We start from the raw sequence: 15,662 nt of genomic DNA, 5'->3' as shown, positions 1-15,662 counted from the left end.
ACAGGGCTACAATGTGGTTGCATTTTGCTTTTCAGGTATTATTGTCAGCTTGTAGCAGAAAAATAAGCCAGCAAGGCTGGAACAAATGGCTCGGCGGCAGAAAGCAAATGAAGATCGGACTGCGGCAGAAATACTAGTCGAGGCAGGATTTTCAGATAAAGTTATAATAGTTTCGGGAGAGATTTATGTGGGAATATACTGATAAGGTTCAACACCATTTTCTGAACCCTCAAAATGTCGGTGAACTTGAAAATGCTGATGGTACAGGTGATGTGGGTTCACTTGCCTGTGGTGATGCATTGAAGCTGACTTTAAAAATAGATGAGAACGAAATAATTACAGATGCCAAATTCAAAACCTTCGGATGTGCAAGTGCTATCGCATCATCTTCAGTGTTAACTGAAATGGTTATCGGTATGTCGGTGGAAGAGGCTTCCAAGGTTACTAATGAGGATATTGCCAATGCTCTCGGTGGCCTGCCTAAGGAAAAAATGCACTGTTCGGTCATGGGACGTGAAGCTCTGGAAGCTGCCATTGCTGATTATCGTGGCATGATCCTGCCCATGGCGGAAGGAGAAGTCGTCTGCGAGTGTTTTGGTGTGACGGATCTTGAGGTCATCAGGGCGATAAATGAATCGAACCTTCGCTCTGTGGAAGAAATTACAAATTTCACAAAAGCCGGAGGTGGTTGTGGCAAGTGTGAGGATAAGTTAAGAGAAATTCTGCGAAAAACCGTAGGTGAGAAAGTGGAGGCCGCTGCCACCGGGACCAAAACCAGGAAAATGACGGCATTACAGAAGATCAAAAAAATAGAAGAGGTTCTCGAACGGGAAATCAAGCCGGGTCTCAGAAAGGACGGAGGAGATCTTGAGTTGATTGATGTGGATGGTGACTTTGTAACTGTATCATTACGGGGAGCATGCAAGAGCTGCAAAAAGTCGCAGACAACTATCAAGGAATATGTTGAAAAGAAACTGAGGGAGCTGGTACTGGACACTCTCATTGTGGAGGAAGAAGAGTAATGGCAGAGACGAATGATAAAATTGTCTATATGGATAATAATGCAACAACCAAGGTTGCTCCGGAAGTTGTTGATGCCATGTTACCGTATCTGAAGGAGTTGTACGGTAACCCGTCCAGCATGCATACCTTTGGTGGTCAGGTGGGACAGGCTGTTGTAGAGGCCCGGAGTAAGATTGCCGATCTGCTGGGAGCACAGCCGGAAGAGATCACGTTCACCAGTTGTGGAACGGAAAGTGATTCCACGGCAATTCTTTCGGCATTGAGGACATTCCCGGAAAAAAGACATGTGGTGACAACCAGGGTCGAGCACCCGGCTGTCAAGAGCCTGTGTGAAAACCTTGAGACACTGACAGGCCATAAATACAAGGTGACCCGCCTGAAGGTTGATGAAGAGGGAATGGTTGATATGGCCGAATATGAGGCTGCATTGACTGATGATACAGCAATTGTGTCAGTGATGTGGGCTAATAATGAAACCGGTAATATTTATCCTGTTGAAAAAATGGCCACGATGGCCAGGGCCAGAGGCATTCTCTTTCATACTGATGCTGTGCAGGCAGTGGGTAAGATACCGATTAACCTGAAAGAACTTGATATAGACTTTCTCTCTCTGTCAGGGCATAAACTCCATGCCCCGAAAGGTATTGGTGTTCTCTATGTGAAACGTGGGACACTTTTTGTCCCTTTTCTCACCGGCGGTCACCAGGAAAGCGGTCGGCGCGGTGGAACAGAGAATGTAGCTTCCATTGTTGGTCTTGGCAGAGCCTGCGAACTGGCTGCTGAAAAAATGGACGAGGAAAACACCAAGGTGAAAAAGCTGAGGGACAGGTTGGAAAAAGAGCTGCTCAGCAGAATCCCGAACTCACGTCTGAACGGTCATAAGACGGCAAGACTGCCAAATACAACCAATATCAGTTTTGAATATGTGGAGGGAGAGGCAATTCTTCTCCATATGAATCGCTATAATATCTGTGCCTCCTCCGGTTCTGCCTGCACTTCCGGTTCCCTGGAACCGTCACATGTGCTTCGGGCAATGGGAGTCCCTTTTACAGCTGCTCATGGTTCAATACGCTTTTCTCTCAGCATCTATAATACTGACGAGGAAGTTGATTATATAGTGGAAAAAATGCCCGCTATAATAGAGTCGTTAAGAAAAATGTCTCCATTTTGGAAAGGGAACTGAAAATGAAAATAATTGAGCCTTATTTTGAGATTCAGGATGATCTTGACAGAAGTTCACTGGCTGTCAGATTGGAAGCATGTGGTCGTATTTGTTACAAAAGTGAAGATCTTATTACGGAGGATTCAGCTGTTCCTTTTGTAACAAAAATTGCAAAACATGGTCATAATTCCGTACTTGAAACTGCAGTGGTGACCCTGAAACTCTTCTGCGGTGACGATCTTGTAGCAGATTTTTTTGCCTGTCAACCCAAATACCTTGTCGTTGACAGGACAGAGGGTGGTCTGCTTGTCACAGGCTCAATTCGAAGTTTCAGGGAACTCTATGTCAACTATCCGGAGAACAGGCTGATAGCTGGAATGGTTTCTCTGCTGGCTGCAAAAGAACCATTTCTTTTTGAAGACGTATATGATGCTGATGCAGCTGTTGATAGTGATTCCCCACTGAAGATTGAAAAAATGAGCCTGGCACAGGTCGATGAGCTTGCTGATGATCTTCTTATGCGACACCGGTATGTCGGTGTGAAATTTATCGTCAACAGGGCAGTAACTCATGAACTGGTTCGCCATCGACCCTGTTCCTTTCTTCAGGAAAGTCAGAGGTACTGCCGATACAGCCAGGATAAATTCGATGGTCAGGTGACCTTTATAAAACCGATGTTTTATAAAGAGGGAAGCAAAGAGTACGAGGTCTGGAAAGAAGCAATGGAACTGACGGAAGAGAAATATTTAAAACTGCTTGAAACTTCTTCACCCCAGGCCGCCAGAACTGTTCTGCCGAACTCCTGTAAGACTGAAATCATAGTATACTGTAATCTGGTTGAATGGCAGCATATTTTCAAATTGCGAACATCCCAGGCAGCAGAGCCGTCCATGCGAGAAATAATTGTTCCTCTGGCAGAAGAATTTTCCAGGAGATATCCTATGATATGAGGGTAAACTTGCAGTAATTTTCCGGGAACCTGAAAATCTGTAACCGGTCACAGGATTTGTACCTCTGGGTTTTTATCCACACAAAAACAGATCACTTACGAAAATCTTCTCTCTTTCAACTGTCTGTGAAAGGAGAAGATTTTTTTGTTTCAGGAAACAATACGGAATTTCTATTATTCTCTCTCAATATGTTGAAAAATAAGCATAAAAAATATACAAATCTGGAAATAACTCTTATTCATTTTTAGATTATCCGATATAATTGTGACGATATCTATTCGGCAAGACTGGTAATTCATGGGTCCAGATGATATTGTATTAAGGTGTTGATACTTCAGCTCGCAATTCTTCTCAGTTCAGGCGATGTAAAGAAAATATGTTTTGGAGTCTGTGCTTACCTGGCTGACAGTTGTGAATGTATAAAATCATATAAATATTAGCACGGTGGTCATGAGGAATTCGGGTTATATCTTCAGCAGAGAAACAAAAGAACTTTATTATGAAACTGCTCTGGATTCAGTTGTTTGGGGAAACTTCCTGTATATCAGAGACAGTGAGTTGGATTGAGTGCCTTACTCCTGAATTTCTGTCATAAAAAACAAGAAATCAGGGAAGGTTTTTTGAAATTAGATGATTAGGTTTATTTTCAAGGCACTTATACCCCTTTGTGGGGTGTTAATTGAATTTTTCAGGTAAAACGCTATGGCTTTGCAACGAACCAAGGTAATGAGAAAATCATCAATGCGCAGGACTGTGAAGGATCAGTCCGGAGCAGGGAAATTGAAAATAGGTGAACTTCTCAGTAAGGCCGGCTATATCACCCCCAGTCAGCTGGAAACAGCTAAAAAACATCTGCAGAAAAACGGAGGTCGGCTGGGTGCCATTCTCAGGCAGCTTGAGTACATCGATAATGATACTGTTTTTACATTTTTAAGCAGGCAGCACAATTACCCGGCTGTCGTCATTAAAAAGGAACCACCATCCAAAGATGCTGTAAACCTCCTTCCCTATGAAAAGGCAAAGGAGTATATGGCATTCCCCCTGAGAATTGCCGGTAATACTCTACAGATAACAATGGCTGAACCGTCCGATGTGACGGCAGTGGAAGAATTGCAGGATCTGATTCACAAGGAGCTTTCCGTCTGTGTTTCCACAGAAGAGGATATTGTTGAAGCCTTCCGGAAATATTATGGAATCGATGATGAGGAGGCCAGATCCTTTTTCGGGGAGCAGGAGGAGGCGGAGGAAGATCTGGATATTACCCAGGTGGATGATTTCGGGTCCATTGTTGCCGAAGCCGCTGATGATTTTGAGATTGAGGGTGATGAGGAAGAGGATATCGCCGATCAGTACGCTGCTTCTGATGCACCTATTATCAAACTTGTAAATGGTATACTCGTAAAGGCCGTCCAGGAAGGGGTTTCTGATATCCATATAGAACCGTATGAAAAGAACATGCAGGTCAGGTACAGGAAAGACGGATCTCTTTTTAAAACCATGAACCTGCCGTTGACCATCAAAAATGCACTGGTTGCCAGGATGAAAATCCTCGCTGGGCTTGACATTACCGAGCGGCGCGTTCCCCAGGATGGGCGTATCAAAATGAGAATGGGGCGTAATCGTTCTGTTGATTTTCGAGTTTCCTCTCTTCCAACTCTTTTCGGCGAATCCGTCGTATTGCGTATTCTTGACAAAGGTTCCCTGAATGTTGATCTGACTCAGCTGGGATTTGAGGTAAAAACCTTTGAAATGCTGAAACGGTGCCTCAACAGGCCCCAGGGTCTGCTTCTGGTAACCGGCCCTACAGGTTCGGGTAAGACGGTTACCCTCTATTCCGCCTTGAATTCCATGAACAGTGAAGATATTAAAATCCTCACGGCAGAGGATCCTGTGGAATTCAACTTCAAGGGAATAAATCAGGTAAACGTCAACACTGAAGTCGGAATGACTTTTGCGGCAGCCCTGAAGGCATTTCTGCGACAGGATCCGGATATTATCATGGTCGGTGAGATACGAGACATGGACACCGCTGAAATCGCCATCAAAGCAGCCATGACCGGTCATCTTGTTTTTTCAACCCTGCATACCAATGACAGTGCTGCAACGATTGGTCGTCTGGTGGACATCGGTATTCCAGCCTATATGCTGGCCTCCTCCGTTACCATGGTACTGTCCCAGCGACTGGGACGACGATTGTGTCCGGACTGTAAAAAAGTGGTCAAATATGACAGAAATGAGCTGTTGTCCATGGGATTTCATGAGGACGAGGTTGATACGGTCGTGATCTATGGTCCTGGAGGGTGTTCAGAGTGCAATGGTCTCGGTTACAGGGGGCGTGTCGGTTTTTTTGAGCTGATGGAGGTTACCGATGAAGTGGCCAAGGCAATTAATGCCGAAGTACCAGAAGACCAGTTAAGGAAAATTGCAGTCCAGGAGGGAATGACACCGCTCAGGGATGCAGCTTTGCAGAAGGTAAGAGAAGGAATTACCAGTGTAGACGAAGCGCTGAGACGAACTGTCGCTCACAAGGAAAGTCTGCCGGCCTATCTGGTCAATCCGGATCAGGAACAATATGAGGATGGGGATGTTATTATTCGGGAAGGTAATACTGATATCGATTTCTTCAAACTGATTCGGGGCTCTCTCACCGTCATAAAGGGAGGTAAAAAAATTGCCGAATTGACGGAACCCGGTGAATATTTCGGGGAAATGGCAGCAATCACAGGTGAACATAGAACAGCTTCCATTGTGTCCCAGGGAAGGTGTACGGTAAAACGATTTCCCGGGGATAAAATAGATGAAATTATAGAGAAATACCCGGATGTCACCAATCATCTCTTCAAGACAATGACCGTTCGCCTGCAGAAATCCAATCAGATAATTGTCAAATTGGCTGGTGGAGGCAGAAGAAGCGGTGGTGTGCCGGCTCCAGGGCAGAAAAGAAGATAGTTTATGTATAAACAGGCTGACTGCAGTGAACAGGCCTGTATAAATCTCAGGCACCTGTGACCGAATACCGGTTCCAGCTGTATCACCATAACGTTGCATATTCCTGTTCGGTTATGTTTTTCCTGCAACAGCTGTTCCCAAGATGAAATCCTATGAAATCCAGCAGTGAAGCCGAAATACATGTGGTCTGCTTCCTGGATGGCCGACCAGGCCATGAAAAGCAGAGCAGGGGAATACTCCGGGCTCTGGGGGAAAAGGCAACTGTACAGGTCTCTGAGATTCCCGTTTCCCGACTGTCGGCTCCTGGGACGATTCCGGCCCTGTTCAGGATACTGTTTTCAAAAGCTGGTTTGCTCGCGGATACCCATTTAAAGCCTGCCCTGGTCATGGGAACAGGAAGCGGAACGCACCTTCACGTCCTTCTTTTTAAAAAACGATATAATGTGCCGGCAATCACCTGTATGGCACCGGATCGGATCTACAGAAAGGGCTTTGATCTCTGTTTTGTTCCGGCCCATGACGGACTGAAGGACGGAGGCAATATTGTGACAACCCTTGGGCCGCCCAATTGTTCTGTTGACAGGGGAAAACACTGTTCCGGACACGGTCTGATCCTGCTTGGCGGTATTGATGAAAAGAGTCACAGGTGGGAGGACGATAAGATTATTACCTGTCTTGAAAAAATTCTCGAAAGGGACAATTCGATAAAGTGGGTTATTTCTTCCTCGCCAAGAACACCTGTTAAAACTGTGAAAATGGTAGAGGATCTCGCAGCCGTCCATTCATGCCTTTCATTTTTCAGGTTTGAGGATACACCCCGGGGTTGGGTGGAGCAGCAATACGATAGGGCCTCGGTTGTCTGGGTTACTGCAGATTCGGTATCCATGATCCATGAAGCACTCACTGCCGGCTGCAAAGTAGGTGTTCTTCCAGTTCAATGGAAAAAAAAGAATAACAAATTTAAAAAGAGTATAGCATTTCTTGAAGATAAAGGTTTTGTTCTTTCATTTGAGGGCTGGACCAAGAGGAAAAAAGAATGGTCTGTTCATGAAAATTTCAACGAAGCACAGAGATGTGCTGATATAATTTTGCAGAAATGGTGGTCAAGAAACTCACGATAGTACAGCTGTTACCGGAACTGGACGAAGGAGGCGTGGAGGGAGAAACCATTGACCTCGCTGTTTACCTGGCCAAGAACGGTTACAGATCAATTGTTATTTCAGATGGTGGACGGTTAGTTCCCCTGTTAAAGGAAAGTGGTGGAATTCACGTACACTGGCCCTATATCGGTGAAAAATCCATACGTTGTCTGCAATATGTTCTGAAACTGAGAAAGTTTCTCCTTGAAGAAGAGGTTGATATTCTTCACCTGCGTTCGCGATTGCCCGCCTGGGTCGGGTATTTTGCCTGGAAACTCCTTCCTGAGAAACAGCGCCCCTGTTTGATCACCACGTTCCACGGTTTTTATTCTGTTAATTCCTACTCCTGTATTATGACAAAAGGGGAGCGGGTTGTTGCAGTTTCGGAAACAATTAAAAAGCATATTCTGGAAAATTATCCGGTAGATGAAAAACGGATAAATTTGATCCATGGCGGCTTTGATGTCCAGGAATTTTCTCCCGATCATGTTAGCCGAAAAAGAGTTGATGATCTTCGGCAGAGATGGGGACTTTCAGATAAAAATAAGGCAGTGGTTGTGCTGCCAGGAAGATTGACACAGTGGAAAGGGCAGGAGGTTTTTATCGACTCTCTCGCCCATATTAAAGAGCATGACTTTTATGCCCTGTGCATTGGTGATACTAATGAAAATTCATCGTTTACTAAAAAGCTTCGAGATAAGATCCGTGCCCATGGTCTGGAAGAACAGGTGAAACTTGTTGGTCACTGTTCTGATATGCCCGCAGCCCTGCTGCTGGCTGATGTTGTTGTTTCTGCGAGTTCAACCCAGCCTGAAGCTTTCGGTAAGGTGGCGATCGAGGCGATGGCCATGGGAAAACCGGTAATAGCCACGGCCCACGGGGGAGTCTCGAAACAGTACTTCCGGGTAAAACGGGATGGCTTGTTCCTCCATTGGATTCGAAAAAAATGGCTGTTGCCATTAAAGAAGCCATTTCAGATCCTGACAGGGCCGGGCAGTTGGGACAGAACGGGTTGCAGTGGGTTAACAACCATTTCACTGCCGACAGCATGTGTGAAAAAACCGTAGATCTTTATCGTCACCTTTATCGTCATAAGATTACGGAAGAAAAATTATCTCGTCTGACTGTCATGCAGTTGCTGCCGGAACTGGACAGCGGTGGAGTCGAGAGGGGAACCCTGGAGATGGGGCGTTATCTTGTTCAGAAGGGCATCGTTCCATTGTGCTTTCTGCCGGAGGCAGGCTGGTTGAAGAGCTTGAAAAAGACGGGAGTGAACATATCACAAAAAAAATTGGTTCAAAAACACCTTCAGCTTTCTTTCATATTCTTCCATTACGAAAATTGTTGATGGAAAAACACGTGGATGTGCTGCATCTCCGGTCAAGAATGCCTGCCTGGATCGGTTACCTGGCCTGGAAAAGCATCCCGAAAAGGAAACGTCCTGTTCTGGTGACTACTTTTCACGGGTTCTATTCGGTCAATGCCTATAGCGCAATCATGACTAAAGGGGAAGGTGTTATTGCCATTTCCAGAAGTATTAAAGAACATATTTTCAACAATTATGGCAGGAGAAAAAGGGTTCGTCTTATTTTCAGAGGGGTGGATTCCAAGTATTTTGATCCTCGCAGGGTTTCGGGTGCAAGAGTCAAAGAACTTGAGGAAAAATGGCAACTTGATCGAAACAAAAAAATATTAATGCTGCCGGGAAGACTGACAAGACTTAAGGGTCAGGAGGTTTTTCTCAACAGTCTTCGGTATGTCAAAAACAGAAATTACCAGGCTGTTCTAGTGGGAGATACACTGGGTAATCCAGGATACACTGAGGAGCTCAATAAGCTGCTGTCTGAAAATAATCTCCAAGGAAAAGCTTCCCTGGTCGGTCACTGCAGTGATATGCCAGCAGCCTTTATGCTGGCCGACATTGTTCTTTCAACATCCTCTCTTGAGCCTGAAGCGTTCGGCAGAACGACTGTTGAAGCCATGGCCATGGGGAAACCGGTAATAGCCACGGCCCATGGAGGTAGTCTGGAGACTGTAGTTCATGGTGAAAATGGCTGGCTGGTCAAACCTTCAGATGCAAAAGACCTGGGTCGGGCCATTAATAAAGCTCTGGCGATGGAAAGGGAAGAACTGAACCTGATGGGCGAGAAGGGGAAGAAACGGGTTACAAAGCGGTTCACTGCCCAGGCAATGTGCGAGGAGACAGAGGCCTTTTATTTCGAACTGCTTGTCGCCACAGGCAACAGGACGGGAAATAAAAGGCAGTGGATTGAATAAAACAGTCGGTCCGGCACTATTCTTTCTGGAAATGGTTGTTGAGAAATTCACACTCCTGGGGAGAAAGATCGTATTTAAGTTCAACTTCATGGAGAATTTCCTGGCGGGTTTTATCGGGAAATTCTTGAACTTTTTCAGAAAATTCTCTGATAGCCTTTTTTACTTTATCGCCTGGAGGATGAATCGAATAATTGCTCATGTGGTCACCTGGTATTGAATTTATATTTTTTATCTGAAAATCCTGCCACAGAAAGTATTTTTGCTGCAGTCGGATTTTTGTTTGTTTTTTGTACCTACAGGGCATAAATTGCTGGGCCATTTGGTCCGGCAATGCTGGTTTCTTCGGAAATTTGTTGTAAAATCATGCCCCCAAGAGGGGTATTTCTATTTCTGCCTGGTATTCGCCCTGTTTCCCCATTTCTTTTGACAGAAAATTTTCGCTTTTAAGAAAATCGGATCCTCCAAATTTTTTGTCATCTGTGCAGAAAATTATCCGGTAGTTACCTGGACAGGGCATTTTGATACTGTAACGATTAAAGGTCTGGGGAGTATAGTTAAAAACACAGACGATATGTTTTTTCCTGTTGTTACCGAACCTCCCATAGACAATTATTGAATTATCCTCATCATTCAGATTGAGCCACTGAAAACCATCACTTGTGTGGTCTCTTTCCCAGAGCGCAGGAGTCGTTTTGTAGATGTGATTCAGTGCTGCTATAAAATGCTGTAACTGACCGTGAAGGATGTTTGCCTGGACCAGGTGCCAGTCAAGGCTCTGTTTACAGTTCCATTCAGATCGCTGGCCGAATTCTCCCCCATAAAGAGCAGTTTCTTTCCAGGATGCATCCATTGTGAAAAAAAGAGCAGGCGCAGGTTTGCAAATTGCTGCCATTCATCTCCCGGCATTTTTTCAAGGAGGGAACGCTTGCCATGGACGACTTCGTCATGGGAGAGGGGAAGAATAAAATTCTCAGTATAGGCGTACATCATTGAGAAAGTAAGTTGGCCATGGTGAAATTTTCTGTAGAGGGGATCCTTTGAGAAATAGGATAACGTGTCGTTCATCCACCCCATATCCCACTTGAACCCGAAGCCCAGACCTCCCTTGTCAGCAGGTTTTGAAACACCCGGAAAGCTGGTGGATTCCTCTGCAATAAGAAGCGAATCCGGATAGAAATCATAGAGGATAGAATTCAGATGTCGGATAAATTCTATTGCTTCAAGGTTCTCCCGTCCACCGTATTGATTGGGGATCCACTCCCCATCCTGCCTTGAGTAGTCCAGGTAGAGCATTGACGCTACCGCATCAACCCGCAGACCGTCAATATGGTAGACATCGAGCCAGAACAGTGCATTGGCAATGAGATAATTACTGACTTCATTACGGCCATAATTGTAGATAAACGTACCCCAGTCGGGATGACTACCCTTTCTTTCATCTTCATGCTCATAGAGCGGGGTGCCGTCGAACCTGCCAAGACTGTGGGGATCCTTGGGGAAATGGGCAGGAACCCAGTCCAGGATGACGCCTATGTTGTTTTGGTGACACGAGTCCACAAAAAACATGAAATCCTCGGGTGTGCCGTATCGTGAAGTTATACTGAATGGACCAGTCACCTGGTATCCCCATGATTCATCAAGAGGGTGTTCCATGACCGGCATAAGCTCAACATGTGTGAAACCAAGTTCCTTTACATAGGGGATCAGCTCGGATGCCAGTTCCCTGAAAGTGAGAAAACGTTCGTGGTTGTTCGGGTCCCGTCTCCATGAGCCCGGGTGCAGTTCATAAATGGAGATGGGGGAGGTGTAGGGAAAAGATGTTTTTTTCTGTTGCTGCCAGTGTTGATCTTTCCACTGATAGCAATCAAGTTTTCTTGTAATGGATGCATTTGCCGGCCGAAGTTCACCGTAAAATTGAAAGGGGTCTGATTTTTCCAGAACTGCACCGGAACCTGTCCTGATATGATACCTGTATCGTTCGTTTTCATGGATATTGGGGATAAACAGTTCCCATACCCCGGAAATACCAAGGGATCTCATTTGATGGACTCGTCCATCCCAGCCATTGAAATCTCCAATGACGGAGACAGCCATGCTGTTTGGTGCCCAGACCCTGAAGAGGCAACCGGAGACATGTTCAACAGTGCAGGGATGACAGCCGAAATGATGGTAGAGTTTGTAATTCCTGCCGGCATTAAAGAGATAGCGATCCATTTCTCCCAGTAGAACGGGAAACCTGTAAGGATCATTGATTCTCAGTGAGACACCACTCTCATATTCAATCTCATACTGGTAGTTGAATGGTGAGAGATCCGGGTCGGAAAGCTGTGTTTTTTCCAGAACCAGTTCAAAAATTCCCTCGGGAGCAGTTTTTCCCATGGGAAATGTATCATTTGACAGTAGAAGACTCACCCTTGATGCGTGGGGCTGGAAGGTTCTGATGGTTACACGATCCACGGTCGGCTGAGAAAAATGGACGCCAAGATAGGAAAAAGGGTCATGGTGACAGCATTCAAGAATTTTCTTTAAATCAGCGGACATATGATTATCTTTATTCCATGTGGAATTGTCGGGACCGGCAAAATGCGTCTATCCAGCCGGAATGCAGACGTGGACAGAAGAGCTTTTGCCGGAGCAGTAATGAGATCCTTGACGATTATACTTGCAGTCTGCTAAACTATAAAGTGAAAAGAACGATAAAACAGATGTTTGACTAATATGTTGGATTTACTATGAAAAATAGTTCTATTCAGGGTGATTCTCTTACGGGGAGCTTTCTTATATCCACGCCGCAGATGCCGGATCCCCGGTTTGAAGAACATGTGATATATATATGTGCCCATAACAGTGAAGGTGCAATGGGAGTCGCAGTAAATCAGCCACATCCGTTGTTTACCCTGCCGGAAATCCTGCAGGGGGCCGGGATGGAAATACCCGATATGGAATTGCCGCCCGTTTACATTGGAGGGCCGGTGGAGATGGAATCAGCATTTATTCTTTTTTCATCAAATTATGAAACAGAGCATAAACTTGAAATCAGCGAGACAGTTTCACTGACCCGTGAGACCAGGGTCCTGGAAGATATCTCCCGGGGCAGGGGGCCTGACAATTATCTCTTTATACTCGGCTACACCGGATGGGGCCCCGGTCAGCTGGAGAATGAGCTTGTCGCCAATGGTTGGTTGAATGTGCCGGGGGATGATTCCATTATTTTTTCTCTTGAGGATTCCATGAAGTGGAAGGCTGCAGCCATGCAGTTTGGTATTGATATCACAACCTTTGAAGATGTCATAGGGTATGCCTGACAAATAAATCGGTAATGATTGAACGGGTTTATTTTTCTTCTTTTCTGTTTCCCGTTTTACAAGGAGAACGTTGTGGTTGATGTATCGGATATTTTTGTCTGCACGAGGTGCGGATTTTGTTGTCATGGAGAAACAACGGTTTCCCTTGATGCTGACGACAGGGAAAGAATGGTAGCTTTTCTTTCAATGGACGAAGAAAAGGTGAAAAGGAAATTCTGGCGTGTAACCGGGAACTGTGTCCAGATGAAAACAGTTGACGGGCATTGTATTTTTTATGATGAAGGTTGTACTGTCCACCAGGGGCGCCCATGGCGATGCGGCCAGTGGCCCCTGCACCCTTCAATTCTTGACGATGAAGCCAATTTCATGGCTATTTCTGAATCGTGTCCGGGAATTAAAAAAGAAAAGGGATATGATATATTCTGTGAGATTTTCAGGAAACTGATTGAGAATGGATTTGTACAGTGCTGACCTGTTTGCTGTACGGATAAAAAAATATGAACCATAAACTGCTTTTCCTTGGTAAGACCGGAGAGATGTTTCTTGAACAGGGCATTGAGAAATATCGTCTGCGTCTGCGTCACTATACCTCTATATCCATTGAAATCCTGAAAGAGAAAAAGGGCCGGAAATCCGGAGGGAATCAAAAAAAAAACCAGGGGAAAATTCTGCTGCAGGCAGTGCCCGCCGGTGCCTGCAAAATTGCCCTGGATTCCCGGGGCACTCAGTTCACTTCCACCGGATTTGCCAAAAAAATAATGGATCTGGAAATGCGGGGAGTGAAAGATGCAGTCTATCTTATCGGTGGACCTGACGGGCTTTCGGATGAGATTATTGATGCGGCGGATCTGGTTCTATCCTTTTCAAAAATGACGTTCCCCCATGATATGATCAGGCTTTTTCTGATGGAACAGCTGTACAGGGCATACACGATAAAAGCGGGAGAAAAATATCACAGGTGACATCTTCAGGGGTATTGCAGATCACTTACAGACACAAGGTAGATGAAAACATAGAGTTACAAATCCTGTAACCAGTTACCATTGAACGGTTCAGGTTGACATCAGGTATATATCATACCTGCTGTTTTTTGATTTTATCATAAAAGAAGGAGGACTCTGTGCCAGATATTCGGCACCTTTTGGCCTTTTTACGGCAACTCTTTTTTTTGCCTTCGTGCATGCAATCTCCAGCAGAAAACTGCTGTCCTCATCGTTCCCAACCAGGTCACGTATTATCCGCATGGTCTGCCTGTTAAGGGCTTTTCCGGAGCGGTGTGGATACATCGGGTCAAGATAAATTGTGTCATATACGGCAGTCATTTTCTGCAGATATGAGATTGCGTTTTTATGGAAGATGCGCATTTTTTTCTCAACGATTGTTTTTGTCTTGGGGTGCTGTGCAGCGCGCTTCAGGCCGTCTTCAAGAAGTGCATGGAGAACCAGTGATCTTTCAAGCATATGTACGGTGCAACCCAGGCAGGCCAGGACAAAGCTGTCACTTCCAAGACCTGCCGTTGCGTCAAGGACCGATGGACGTACACCTGGTCTGATTCCTGCCGCCCTGGCAAGAGATTGTTTGGTGGTCAGATTTCTTGTATGCCGGTATCCGTTTTTCCCCCTGATAAAATCGACATGGAGAAGAGTTTGGTCTTTGCCTGATTTTTTACAGGAAAGGAGCTGTAATCCTATTTCAGTATATGCTAAAATAACTCCCTGGCGTGGTAGATCGGCAAAGGGAAGGTAAGGAATTCCGAGATTAAGGGACAGATCTTTTGCTTTTTGTAGAATTGTTGGAGAATTTATTGTAGATGAAACATATATTGGAAAAAAACTGTTCACGATGATTCTTGTTCCTGAAAATTGATAAAAACCGGCATGCCCGGATCAAATGGTTCGATTATTTATACCCTCCGGCGCAATAACCAGATGAAAATCCTACTGCGGCTAAAGCACCTTCCGTAGTAGAATTTTCAGATAAACTCTTAACGTAACTGGTTACAGTATTTGTAACTTTATGTTTTCATACACCTTAAACCTGATAACTTACCTATTTACCGATACTTTACCATGGCACAGACAAAACCGGAAGTTATAGCTATAATTCCTGCGAGATACAAATCCAACAGATTTAAAGGCAAACCGCTTGCTCTTATTGCTGGCAAACCTATGATTCAACACGTGGTTGAACGGGCAAAGGCGGTATCGCTGTTAAGCAGGGTTGTTGTGGCAACGGATGATACAAGAATAGCCGATTGTGTTCGAGGGTTTGCAGGAGAAGTCGTCATGACTCGTAACGATCATGTCTCCGGGTCAGACAGGCTGGCTGAAGCGGCAGAACTACTGGAAATTTCAGAGCATGATGTTGTGGTGAACATCCAGGGAGATCAACCTCTTTTTGCAGCAGAGGTCATAGAACAGGTGGCTGGGCCATTGCTTGAGGATCCCGCTTTACCCATGTCAACACTGATCTATAAAATTATTAGACCCGAAGAAATTGAAGACCCAAATCATGTTAAGACCGTCTTTGACAGGGATAATAATGCGCTCTATTTTTCCAGGTCTCCCATTCCTTTCCAGAGAAATCCAGAAATGGATGAAAAACCGACATACTATAAACATCTTGGATTTTATGCATACCGCAAAGGTTTTCTGCTGTCTTTTGTGGCCTTACCGGAAGGAGAATGGGAGCGCTATGAAAAACTGGAGCAGTTGAGGGCTCTGGAATATGGATATAAGATAAAGGTCACCATCACAAAACACGATTCCATAGAAGTTGATACCCTGAGGATCTTGTAAGGGTGGAGCAACAGTTGCAGGAAGAGAACGTAAGTGTTCAGAGGTAAGGTAGATGAAAA

The 15,662-nt window shown here is 45.1% G+C and carries 15 protein-coding genes; 11 read left to right on the top strand and 4 right to left on the bottom strand.

Features of this window, described 5'->3' with window-relative positions; translation table 11 throughout:
• The first annotated feature begins 185 nt into the window (after positions 1-185).
• From nifU to LO777_RS07935, 7 genes are all read left to right on the top strand, one after another.
• Positions 186-1,022 (top strand): Fe-S cluster assembly protein NifU, encoded by an 837-nt coding sequence (nifU, locus tag LO777_RS07965; RefSeq protein ID WP_228856982.1) that lies wholly within the window; start codon positions 186-188, stop codon positions 1,020-1,022.
• Positions 1,022-2,206 (top strand): cysteine desulfurase NifS, encoded by a 1,185-nt coding sequence (gene nifS / locus LO777_RS07960; protein WP_228856981.1) that lies wholly within the window; start codon positions 1,022-1,024, stop codon positions 2,204-2,206. The genes nifU and nifS overlap by 1 nt, the downstream gene beginning before the upstream one ends.
• A gap of 2 nt (positions 2,207-2,208) precedes the next feature.
• Positions 2,209-3,135 carry an FAD-dependent thymidylate synthase gene (locus LO777_RS07955; protein ID WP_228856980.1) on the top strand — a complete coding sequence of 309 codons (927 nt, stop codon included), beginning with the start codon at positions 2,209-2,211 and terminating at the stop codon, positions 3,133-3,135.
• A gap of 702 nt (positions 3,136-3,837) precedes the next feature.
• Positions 3,838-6,084: a type IV-A pilus assembly ATPase PilB gene (gene pilB, locus LO777_RS07950; RefSeq protein ID WP_228856979.1), complete on the top strand. Its 2,247-nt coding sequence runs from the start codon at positions 3,838-3,840 to the stop codon at positions 6,082-6,084.
• Between the two features lie 152 nt (positions 6,085-6,236).
• Positions 6,237-7,205 carry a mitochondrial fission ELM1 family protein gene (locus LO777_RS07945; protein ID WP_228856978.1) on the top strand — a complete coding sequence of 323 codons (969 nt, stop codon included), beginning with the start codon at positions 6,237-6,239 and terminating at the stop codon, positions 7,203-7,205.
• Positions 7,181-8,290, top strand: a complete 1,110-nt coding sequence (locus tag LO777_RS07940; RefSeq protein ID WP_228856977.1) for a glycosyltransferase family 4 protein — start codon at positions 7,181-7,183, stop codon at positions 8,288-8,290. The genes LO777_RS07945 and LO777_RS07940 overlap by 25 nt, the downstream gene beginning before the upstream one ends.
• Positions 8,291-8,444: 154 nt before the next feature.
• The gene (locus LO777_RS07935; protein ID WP_228856976.1) at positions 8,445-9,500 is read left to right on the top strand and encodes a glycosyltransferase family 4 protein; all 1,056 of its coding nucleotides are present in this window, start codon (positions 8,445-8,447) and stop codon (positions 9,498-9,500) included.
• Positions 9,501-9,516: 16 nt separating this feature from the next.
• Here the strand turns inward: LO777_RS07935 and LO777_RS07930 are convergent, their stop codons facing one another.
• The 3 genes from LO777_RS07930 to glgB form a co-directional block, all read right to left on the bottom strand.
• A complete protein-coding gene (locus tag LO777_RS07930; RefSeq protein WP_228856975.1) occupies positions 9,517-9,699 on the bottom strand; it encodes a hypothetical protein in 183 nt (60 codons plus the stop codon).
• A gap of 162 nt (positions 9,700-9,861) precedes the next feature.
• On the bottom strand, positions 9,862-10,110 hold the full coding sequence (locus tag LO777_RS07925) for an alpha amylase C-terminal domain-containing protein (protein ID WP_228857352.1): 249 nt from the start codon (positions 10,108-10,110) through the stop codon (positions 9,862-9,864).
• A gap of 104 nt (positions 10,111-10,214) precedes the next feature.
• The gene (glgB, locus tag LO777_RS07920) at positions 10,215-12,041 is read right to left on the bottom strand and encodes a 1,4-alpha-glucan branching protein GlgB (protein WP_228856974.1); all 1,827 of its coding nucleotides are present in this window, start codon (positions 12,039-12,041) and stop codon (positions 10,215-10,217) included.
• Between the two features lie 191 nt (positions 12,042-12,232).
• On the opposite strand from glgB, the gene LO777_RS07915 reads away from it, so the two are divergent.
• From LO777_RS07915 to LO777_RS07905, 3 genes are all read left to right on the top strand, one after another.
• Positions 12,233-12,805, top strand: a complete 573-nt coding sequence (locus LO777_RS07915) for a YqgE/AlgH family protein (protein WP_228856973.1) — start codon at positions 12,233-12,235, stop codon at positions 12,803-12,805.
• Positions 12,806-12,877: 72 nt separating this feature from the next.
• On the top strand, positions 12,878-13,276 hold the full coding sequence (locus LO777_RS07910; protein WP_228856972.1) for a YkgJ family cysteine cluster protein: 399 nt from the start codon (positions 12,878-12,880) through the stop codon (positions 13,274-13,276).
• Positions 13,277-13,302: 26 nt separating this feature from the next.
• Positions 13,303-13,767, top strand: coding sequence for a 23S rRNA (pseudouridine(1915)-N(3))-methyltransferase RlmH (locus LO777_RS07905; RefSeq protein WP_228856971.1), 465 nt, complete (start codon positions 13,303-13,305; stop codon positions 13,765-13,767).
• Between the two features lie 90 nt (positions 13,768-13,857).
• On the opposite strand, the gene LO777_RS07900 is transcribed toward LO777_RS07905, so the two are convergent.
• Positions 13,858-14,646 carry a class I SAM-dependent methyltransferase gene (locus tag LO777_RS07900; protein WP_228856970.1) on the bottom strand — a complete coding sequence of 263 codons (789 nt, stop codon included), beginning with the start codon at positions 14,644-14,646 and terminating at the stop codon, positions 13,858-13,860.
• 228 nt (positions 14,647-14,874) lie between these two features.
• Between LO777_RS07900 and kdsB the strand changes: the two genes are divergently transcribed.
• Positions 14,875-15,603: a 3-deoxy-manno-octulosonate cytidylyltransferase gene (gene kdsB / locus LO777_RS07895; RefSeq protein ID WP_329955683.1), complete on the top strand. Its 729-nt coding sequence runs from the start codon at positions 14,875-14,877 to the stop codon at positions 15,601-15,603.
• The last annotated feature ends 59 nt before the right edge of the window (positions 15,604-15,662 follow it).

This window comes from Desulfomarina profundi, from assembly GCF_019703855.1.
Lineage (GTDB): Bacteria > Desulfobacterota > Desulfobulbia > Desulfobulbales > Desulfocapsaceae > Desulfomarina > Desulfomarina profundi.
Note: the sequence above shows the minus strand (reverse complement) of the source record. Positions and strands in the feature narration are given on the sequence as shown.